This is a genomic window from Mycobacterium sp. (assembly GCF_052143115.1).
In the GTDB taxonomy this organism is placed as follows: domain Bacteria; phylum Actinomycetota; class Actinomycetes; order Mycobacteriales; family Mycobacteriaceae; genus Mycobacterium.
Genome location: NZ_JBKQTQ010000054.1, coordinates 1 through 9077, shown reverse-complemented (window position 1 = coordinate 9077; position 9077 = coordinate 1). Strand labels below are relative to the sequence as shown.

Below are 9077 nucleotides of genomic sequence, written 5' to 3'. Positions count from 1 at the left end.
GGCGCCCAAGCCGGGGAACGGCGTCTGAGGAAAGTGATGGTCGATGACGGTGGGTTCACGCGGTTCCGGAGGGCGACACAGACACCGTTCAACCTCATCTTCGAGGCGCGGCCCTGACGGTGACGGCTGGGGTGGCGAGAAGGGAGCGGCGGCCTGGTGATTCACGGAAAGTCCGTCGTGGTAACTGGCTCCACTTCCGGTATCGGTCGTGGTATCGCACGCGCGTTTGCAGCCGAGGGCGCGAACGTGACCCTCAACGGTTTCGGTGACCAGGATGCTGTCGAGCAAGAGCGGCGCAGCATCGAGGAAGAGTTCGGCGTCACCGCGATCTATTCGGACGCCGATGTGACCAAGCCGGGCGAGGTCGGCGAGAACGCTTGGCTACGAGGGGCACATGGCGTGGGCTGAGGCAATGCAATGACGACGGTCGGAGACTACCGCTGCCGTCTCGAAATAGACGACATACGAGGGTCTCGAAACTTCGTGTCAAAGATGGCACAGCGATATGACGGAGATCATTGACCAGCAGTGAAACGATACTGACGTGGACCCCAGCGGGGATGGTGGCGGTGGACTGACCGCGGCGGGGCTGTTCTGTGTTTCCTGCGGCGCGCAGTCAAGCCCGACGGCCAAGTTCTGTAGCGAGTGCGGTACGCCTCTTGCATCAGCCACTCGGTTGGCGGAGTACAAGCAGGTAACCGTCCTGTTCTCCGACGTGGTGCATTCGATGGACATCGCCGCGTCTGTCGGCGCGGAGCGGCTACGCGAGATCATGACCGAGCTGATCACCCGCTCCTCGGCGGTGGTGCGGCGCTACGGCGGCACGGTGGACAAGTTCACCGGCGACGGGATCATGGCGGTGTTCGGTGCGCCGGCGGCTTTGGAGGACCACGCAATCCGCGCTTGTCTTGCGGCGCTGGGCATCCACGAGGAGACCGCTGGGCTGGCCGCTGAGGTCAAAGACCGCGACGGTATCGACCTGCAGCTCCGGGTGGGCCTCAATTCCGGCCAGGTGATCGCCGGTGAGATCGGTTCGGGTGCTTTGGGCTACACGGCGATCGGGGATCAGGTGGGCATGGCGCAGCGGATGGAGTCGGTCGCGCAACCGGGCGCGGTAATGCTTAGTGAATTCACCGCGCGGCTGGTCGAGGGGGCGGCGGTGCTGGGTGAGCCGGAGATGGTGCGCATCAAGGGCGCCGACGATGCGGTGCTAGCGCGGCGGCTGTTGAGCATGGCCGCTGAGCGCCAGCGGACAGGTCTGTTGGAATCGACGTTGGTGGGCCGCGAGTGGGAATTGGCCTCGCTGGCGGCGATGCTGGACCGCTCGATTGGTGGACGCGGGTCGGTGGTGGGCGTGGTCGGCCCGGCTGGCATCGGCAAGACCCGACTCGCCGGTGAAACCATGCGGCTGGCGACAAGTCGTGGTGTCGAGGTGTTTTCCACCTTCTGCGAGTCCCACACCACCGACATCGCGTTCCGCGCGGTGGCGGCGCTGTTGCGCGCCGCCCTGGGGACCGGCGAGCTGGATGACGTGGCGGCGCGGGCTCGGGTGCATGGCCGACTTACGGGTGCCGACAGCGAGGATCTGGCCTTGTTAGATGATCTGTTGGGCATCGCCGATCCCGACGTTGTTCTGCCGCAGACTGATCCCGACGCCCGGCGGCGGCGGCTGACGGCACTGCTGAACACCGCGTCGCTCGCGCGCAGCACCCCGGCGGTTTACGTCATCGAGGACGCCCATTGGATCGACGAGGCCAGCGAGTCGATGATCGCCGAGTGGCTGTCGGTCGTTCCCCAGACTTGCTCGCTGGTGCTGATTACCTACCGACCCGAATACGAGGGCATGCTGGCCTACGCCCATCGCTCGCAGACGATTGCCTTAGAGCCGTTGGAGGATTCGGATATCGCCGCGTTGGCCGCCGAGCTGCTCGGAGGGCACCCGTCGGTCACGGGCGTGGCCGACATCATCGCCAAGCGCGCCGCGGGCAACCCGTTTTTCGCCGGGGAAATCGTGCGCGACCTGGCCGAGCGGGGTGTGCTGGACGGCCAGCGCGGAGCCTACGTGTGTGACAGCGAGCTGGCCGACGTGAGCGTGCCGGCCACCTTGCAGGCGGCAATTGCCGCGCGCATCGACCGCCTCGACCCGCTTGCCAAGCGCACGGTGTGCGCCGCGGCGGTGATCGGATCTGGTTTCAGTCCTGATCTGTTGGCTGCTTTGCAAATTGAGCCAGTCCTTGATGACCTCGTTCAAGCCGAGCTGATCGATCAGATCGTGTTCACCCCGCGCGCCGAATATGCGTTTCGGCATCCGCTGATTCGCACGGTGGCCTACGAATCACAACTCAAATCGGATCGCGCCCAGTTGCATCGGCGGCTGGCCGCCGCGATCGAAGCCCGAGAGCCACAATCGGCCGATGCAAACGCGGCGCTGATCGCCGAACATCTGCAGGCCGCCGGCGATGGGCACGCCGCCTACGGCTGGCACATGCGCGCCGCGACGTGGGCGACCAACCGCGACATCGGCGCGGCGCGACTGAGTTGGGAGCGTGGGGCAAAGATCGCCGACGCCCTACCCGCCGATGATCCCGACCGAGCAGCCATGCGCATCGCCCCGCGGACCATGTTGTGCGGGATCGCCTGGCGGGTACATGAACATGTGGCCGGCGAACGCTTCGAGGAACTGTGTGAGTTGTGCACCACCGCCGGGGACAAGGCGTCACTGGCAATCGCAACGGCGGGGCTAGTGACCGATCACGCGTTTCAGGACCGGATACGCGAGGCGTCGCAGCTGGCATCGGAAGCCATGGCCCTCACCGAGTCCATCGGCGATCCGACCTTGATCGTGGGGCTGTCTCTCGCGGCCATTTACGCCAAGATTTCAAATGGCGAGGTTTGTGACGTGCTGCGCTGGTCACAGCAGGTTATCGACCTGGCCGACGGTGACCCGTCTAAGGGCAACATCCTTTTCGGGTCGCCGTTAGCGCTCGCCTTTGCGACGCGGGCCTTTGCCCGGTATTGCCTGGGTCGTCCCGGATGGCGAGACGACCTGCGCCACGGCCTCGCGATGGCCCGCAGCGCCGACCCTGCGTCCTACGCGACGGTCGTCTGCTACGTCTACAACGGGGCAATACCGGCTGGCGTGCTCGGCCCCGAAGACAGCGCGGTGCGCGAGATCGAGGATGCCGTGCAGATTGCCGAACGATCCGGTGATGACTTCGCGTTGACCCTCGCCCGGATGACGCTGGGTGTTGCGCTGGTGTACCGCCCGACGGATGCGGAGCGGGATCGCGGACAGACGCTGCTCACCGAGCTCAGCGACGTGTTTCTGCGCCGGGGATACTTGCTGTCCGAGTTACCGATGGTCAACGTGTACTTGGCGCGGGAGAGGGCTCGGCGTGGAGATCACGACGGCGCAATACCGCTCATGCGCGCCGTCATCGACCATCTGTTCCGCCAAGGAAGGGTGGCGGTGGGCACTATTGCGACGGGTGTTCTGGTGGAGACACTCCTTGACCGCGGGGCAGAGAGTGAGGTGGCCGAAGCCGAGGCCGCGATCGAGCGGTTAGCGGCCGCGCCAGCCGATGAGGTTCTCGTGATGCGCGACATCTGGCTGCAGCGGCTGCGGGCTCTCCTGGCGCGGGCTCACGGTGATGCGGCCGCTTACGCGCACTTGCGGGATCGCTACCGCGACATGGCGAGAACGCTTGGCTTCGAAGGACATATCGAGTGGGCCGAGGCGATGCCATGACGGCGACGGGATTGGCGTGCTCATCGTGCGGTATCGAGCTGCCGCAAAATGCGAAGTTCTGTTTGGAGTGCGGTGCACCGGTCACCGAGCAGGACACCCATGCCGAGTACAAGCAGGTAACCGTCCTGTTCGCCGATGTGGTGCACTCAATGGACATCGCAGCGGCCGTCGGTGCCGAGCGGCTTCGTGAGATCATGACCGACCTGATCGACCGTGCTTCGGCAGTAGTACAGCGTTACGGCGGCACGGTGGACAAGTTCACCGGCGACGGGATCATGGCGGTGTTCGGTGCGCCAGTGGCGTTGGAGGACCACGCTATTCGTGCCTGTCTGGCGGCGCTGGGCATTCAAGATGAGAACACGCGGCTTGCCGCTGAGGTCAAAGACCGCGACGAGATCGATCTGCAGTTGCGGGTGGGACTTAACTCCGGTGAGGTGATCGCCGGTGAGATCGGTTCGGGGCCTTTCGGTTACACCGCCGTTGGTGAGCAGGTCGGCATGGCGCAGCGGATGGAAGCGCAGCCCGTAAGGAATGTCGAATTGATGCAACGTTCAGACCTCGGCCGACTTCTTCGGCGCGACCACGAACACTGGATAGCGTTCGGCGATGTCGGTGAAGTCGCTCAGGCCCGGGTGAGGCTTAACTCCGAAGTAGTTGCGGGCGATGTAGGCCGGAGACCGGGAAAAAGCCCGATGGCTGGCGTAGGCCAGCAGCACCGGTGGCCGCTTAGCCGGCAGCACTTCGACCAGACATACGGGTGTGCGTTTGCCTCGGCGCAAGATCGCCTTGCCTGCCGCGGCACGCACGTTTCGGACCCACTCGGATTCGCCGCCCAGTGAGACTATGAAGCGTTCGCCTTGGTGCTCCACCACCACCACGGTTGTGCGGCGCAACCGGCCCGATCGCCGACCGAGTACCTCTAACGCCACGGTGTTCGCGGGGCTGAAGCCGTGAGCGGCGAGCGCGGCGACGGCGCTGCTGAGCAGCCGATGCAGGACCGGCGGCGGCCGGTAGCGTCCCGCGGCGCGGTAGGGCATCTGTTCTCCTCGGGGGCTGGCCAAGTTCACCCGCCAAGCGAGCAGCTGTCAATAGCGCATGACCGTGCGTTGTGCGCCGTGCGCGGGTGGGGAATGTCGAAGTGATGCAACCATGAATCTCGACGTGAGATCACCGATAAATACTTACTGCGCCTCTACGATCCATTCGCGGGCTTTGCTGGCTTCATCCATCGGAAATACACGCCACTCCCCAGGAACCAAGAGGCCGAAGAATTTCGTCGCCCAAATCATCCATTGCACGTCAGTGACAATCGCGCCGCGTTGCCAGTGGAACCAGGTACTGAAGCTGACCTTCCAATCCTCCCAGATTGCATCGGGTTCGACGCCGACATAATCGGGCGAGACCTCGCAGTACATCCGTAGCTTTTCGTGCCGAGTGAGTTTGTCTTCAACGTCACGCAGCACCGTTTCATAGTCGGCCTTCGTCAGGCGCTCATGGCACGCATACGCTGTGACGTTGTCGGGAAAGTCCTTCAGCACCTCGATCACGATGACCTCCTGAACGACGTGAAATCCCCTGCTCGTCATGGTCTCCTCGCCGGGCGTCCCGGCGTAGAGGCCAAAGTCACGAAAGCCCGCTAGCCACCGCCATTGATTGCGACCCCGGTCGGGACCGGTGGCGGCGCTCTTGGGCGCGGGTGCGTTTTCGGCGCGGCATCATCAGTGCGCGCGTCGTCCTCGGGGTGGTGACGTATATGTGCCCGGTCAGACTCGCCAAACCAACACGTCGCGCTGGTCTACACAGGCGGCGCCGGGAAGATGCGGGGTGGCGGCCAGTGTGTGCAGCAGGTCGACGGCTGTAGGCATTGTCGCCCCGATTGTGTCACTGCGTGGGGCCGTGTTGATGCGGGACACGCGCGTGGAACAAGCGAATCCCACTGCTGCCTTTAGCACGTCGGTGAGCGGCGGGCTGGTCTTTGAACCGCAGCGGGTTTTGGAGCGAAGGGCTGCCTGGCTGCTAGTGCGATATGAGGGTCAGGCGGCTGCTTAGTGACCGGGTCCCATCATGCCGCCGGGTCCCATCATTCCGCCGGATGATCCCATCATTGGGCAGGTACCGTCACGGTGCCAGCCATGGGCACCTGAAGACCAGCCCAAGATGAGCCCTGAGAAGAAGATCGCCCCGACGACGAACACGATGCCGGCGACGATGACCACCCACGCCGCCACCTGGCCTAGACGGCTACGCGCGCCGTATCCATCGTCGTTCCCGGATTGCCGGGTCGCGGTGATCGGTACGGCCCCGGGTTCAGGAGTTTGCGTCATGTTCCGAACGATGCCACACACATACCCCGCGGGGGTAGGGACCATCGGCCCTAGGAAATGCAGCGCGTACCTGGTCGACTTGCCTAAAGGCTGCTGCGAGAGGCGGCAACTTGAGTTCGGTATTGCGTGGGAATCTGTCTCTGTCTCGGAGGGATGCGCCGATGATGTACGACGGCTGGTGGGGCGACGGATGGGGTTGGGGCGGATGGGTTTTGATGTGCGTTGTGATGGTGTTGTTCTGGGTGGCCGTGATCACCGCCATTGTCCTTGCCACCCGCTACTTGGTCAGCTCAGGCGGCGCCAGGGGCGGTCCGCCCCGTTACGGGCCGCCGCGCCCCGAGGACGTGCTCGCCGGACGCTTCGCTCGTGGCGAGATAGATGAAGACGAATACCGGCGACGCATTACGCTGCTGCATGAACACCGCTAATCATGATGGCTAGGTTGACGCGGCGGGCGGCGCTCACTGCGCTCGTCGCGCTCGGCGCGGGCAGCATCCTAGGTCTGCGGTATGTCCATCGCAGCATCTTTGAACCGCCCTCGACGGCTATCCGCCTCACCGACGGAGGCGGGTTTATGGGCGCCGGTCACATGGACATGAGCCGCTACATGGAGATGTTCATGCGCCACAGCGAAATCAACCGTGTCGTTGAGGACATTCCCGGCGGCGTGCGCACCACCACCGAATCGAAGTCCCCAGAGCTGACCGCCCAACTACAGGCGCATGTCTCAAGCATGTACTCCCACCTCGACCAGGGAACCGAGGTCATGTGCATGAGCCAAAGCCTGCCGACTCTCTTCCGTCATGCCAGCGGCTACCGCCGCCAGCTCACGTTCACCCCTGCGGGTGTGATCGCCGAGGAGACCGCTGACGATCCCGCCCTCGCCGACGTCATTCGTGCACACGCGCGGGAGGTCACCGGCTTCGTTCAGGACGGGATGCCCGCCATGATGCAGGGAATGATGGGCGGCATGATGGGACCCGGCGGCATGATGGGGCCCGGCGGCATGATGGGGCCCGGTCACTAAGCGGTCGCCTGACCCTCGTCTCGCAGTGGCCCGCACCGGGTCGCCGAGGAGGTCGGCGCCCTGGGGCGGGCCGTCTCGGCGCGGGCCGGCGCGCCAAGTCTGGGGTGGTGAGCCCGGCCCCGGCTTGAAAGGGCACGAAAGTGCACCGAGGCCGGGCTCACTTCTCGGCTTCAACCTGGCAGGAAACACCGCGCAGCCAGGCGGTGGGCACTTTCCTGTCTCGACCAGGGCGCCAAGCTCTCTATTCGGTTATTCGTCGTCGTCGAACTCCTCGTCGAGATTCGACAGGCCGAGATCCTCCCACCAGCCCACTACGGGCTGGTGGTACGGATCGATGGGCGTCACGAACGGCATCAGCTGCCGCCGAACCCGGTTGTCGCAGAGGCGAACCCGGTGACCTTCACCAGCGCTTCTGGGTAGCGGTGCGTCACACCCATGATGGTGTGAGTGCGCAGTAGCCACGCGATCTGCAGAGCCGCGGTGTGCGGCGACGCCAGCGACGACGGGCCGAACTCCGAGACGAAGGAGAAGCGGGCACAGGCCCCTGCATCGGCACAACCCGACCCGGCACAGGCGGTGCAGCCCTCAGCGCAAACTGAGGCGACACACGTTGATGCAGAAATTGCACAGGTCGACGCAGACCTTGCCTCGGAACTGATCGCATCCGGTGTGACCACACAGCCCGCCGAGACGGTAATCGCGGTGCTGGAAGCACACCGTGACGGCGCATCGATAAACGCTGCCGCCAAAGCGTCGGGGATCAACTACAGGACGGCACAGCGGATCGTGCAGGCTGCCGCCGGGCACCGGCACCGGCAGCTCATGATGGTCGGCTGACGATTTCGGCAAGCCGAAAGCAGTGGCCCGCAGCATGGGGATGAGCCGGTAACCGCTTGTCCCAGTGTCAAGTGGTCATGCTGAACTGATTTACCTTCTGCCGGAATGTCTTTCGTAGCGATGACGCCCGGTAAGTGTCAATGGCAACGGATAGCAACGCGGATAGCAACGGCACGCAGTTTTCGGGTGTTCGGAGCTGTCCGCAGACGTCCGCAAATGGGCCGTGGGCTGCGCAAACAGGACATCTGAGAACACCCACGTACGCCAAATATGACACTGGGGGTCAAGTGGTCGCAGGTTCAAATCCTGTCAGCCCGACTGAGAAAACATGGCTTTACCTGTGGGTATTCATTTCACGAGGTTGCATCGTGGGACTGCGTGGGACCAATTTGGGACCAGTACAGCAACCCTCAGCGATTGCGACCGCCCCGCTGGACGAGCCAGAGGGTTATCGCGACGGAGGCGACCACGGCGATAATGAGGATGGCGTTTGTCATCGCACTAATCTATCGGTGAGCAAGCTTGTCATAGGCCGAGTGCCGCGTCGTCGGACGTGTGCCCGTAAATGTCGCCGGTGAAGGCATCGCATCGTCACACGGCATCCACTGTGCGTCGGCCGATCAACGCGCTCCGCTGTCGTCAACCGGCGGTATCTCAGAAACCTGCGTCGGAGCCGATCCGGGTCCTATCACCCCCGGCATCTCAGGAATAGGAATAGGAATATTCGCCGGGGCCGGTGCGGGTACCGGCTCCGGCGGAGGCGGTGGTTCGGGGTCGGCGAGTGCGGCCGGGGAACCGGCCAAGCCGGCGATGGCGGCCGCCGTAGTGAATGCTGCGAAGAGGCGTCGGATGCGATTCATGGCTAACTCGAATGTGTAGACGGTGGGTCGATCGTAAACCCCAACACCCGGCAACGGGCACCGCGCCGCTCCGGCGGCGCACCCCGTTTGGCACGTATCTGGCACGGTTGTCACGGCGAAGCCTCAAAACTGCCTCTGAGCTGCATAAACACTGGTGCGCGGTACTGGGATTGAATCAGTGGCGGCTTGCCAAACAGGCGAGGACGCTTTCGCCTAATCTGCTATCTGCGAACCTTTGTGGTCGCCTGGACATTGGCTGATTTGGCCGGCCGCACATCGCC

At 64.1% G+C, this 9077-nt stretch carries 8 protein-coding genes and 1 pseudogene; 6 read left to right on the top strand and 3 right to left on the bottom strand.

Translation table 11 applies throughout. The features are described from left to right. The first annotated feature begins 156 nt into the window (after nucleotides 1-156). The 3 genes and pseudogenes from ACLQI9_RS06295 to ACLQI9_RS06285 form a co-directional block, all read left to right on the top strand. Nucleotides 157-408, top strand: coding sequence for an SDR family NAD(P)-dependent oxidoreductase (locus tag ACLQI9_RS06295; protein WP_442391310.1), 252 nt, complete (start codon nucleotides 157-159; stop codon nucleotides 406-408). Between the two features lie 136 nt (nucleotides 409-544). Further along, nucleotides 545-3748, top strand: coding sequence for an adenylate/guanylate cyclase domain-containing protein (locus ACLQI9_RS06290; RefSeq protein ID WP_442383447.1), 3204 nt, complete (start codon nucleotides 545-547; stop codon nucleotides 3746-3748). Beyond that, a pseudogene (locus ACLQI9_RS06285) lies at nucleotides 3745-4266 on the top strand (adenylate/guanylate cyclase domain-containing protein); the annotation flags it as partial. The gene ACLQI9_RS06290 and the pseudogene ACLQI9_RS06285, both read left to right, overlap by 4 nt. A 33-nt stretch (nucleotides 4267-4299) precedes the next feature. Here the strand turns inward: ACLQI9_RS06285 and ACLQI9_RS06280 are convergent. From ACLQI9_RS06280 to ACLQI9_RS06270, 3 genes are all read right to left on the bottom strand, one after another. Next, a complete protein-coding gene (locus tag ACLQI9_RS06280) occupies nucleotides 4300-4785 on the bottom strand; it encodes a nitroreductase/quinone reductase family protein (protein WP_442383449.1) in 486 nt (161 codons plus the stop codon). 144 nt (nucleotides 4786-4929) lie between these two features. After that, entirely contained in the window at nucleotides 4930-5295 is a 366-nt protein-coding gene (locus tag ACLQI9_RS06275) for an STAS/SEC14 domain-containing protein (protein ID WP_442383450.1), read from the bottom strand. Nucleotides 5296-5793: 498 nt separating this feature from the next. Beyond that, nucleotides 5794-6072: a hypothetical protein gene (locus ACLQI9_RS06270; RefSeq protein WP_442391308.1), complete on the bottom strand. Its 279-nt coding sequence runs from the start codon at nucleotides 6070-6072 to the stop codon at nucleotides 5794-5796. Nucleotides 6073-6233: 161 nt separating this feature from the next. Between ACLQI9_RS06270 and ACLQI9_RS06265 the strand changes: the two genes are divergently transcribed. From ACLQI9_RS06265 to ACLQI9_RS06255, 3 genes are all read left to right on the top strand, one after another. After that, complete coding sequence (locus tag ACLQI9_RS06265; protein ID WP_442383454.1) at nucleotides 6234-6500, top strand: SHOCT domain-containing protein; 267 nt, start codon at nucleotides 6234-6236, stop codon at nucleotides 6498-6500. 5 nt (nucleotides 6501-6505) lie between these two features. Next, nucleotides 6506-7099, top strand: a complete 594-nt coding sequence (locus ACLQI9_RS06260; protein WP_442383456.1) for a hypothetical protein — start codon at nucleotides 6506-6508, stop codon at nucleotides 7097-7099. A gap of 447 nt (nucleotides 7100-7546) precedes the next feature. Continuing rightward, nucleotides 7547-7936, top strand: coding sequence for a hypothetical protein (locus ACLQI9_RS06255; protein ID WP_442383458.1), 390 nt, complete (start codon nucleotides 7547-7549; stop codon nucleotides 7934-7936). Nucleotides 7937-9077: the final 1141 nt, after the last annotated feature.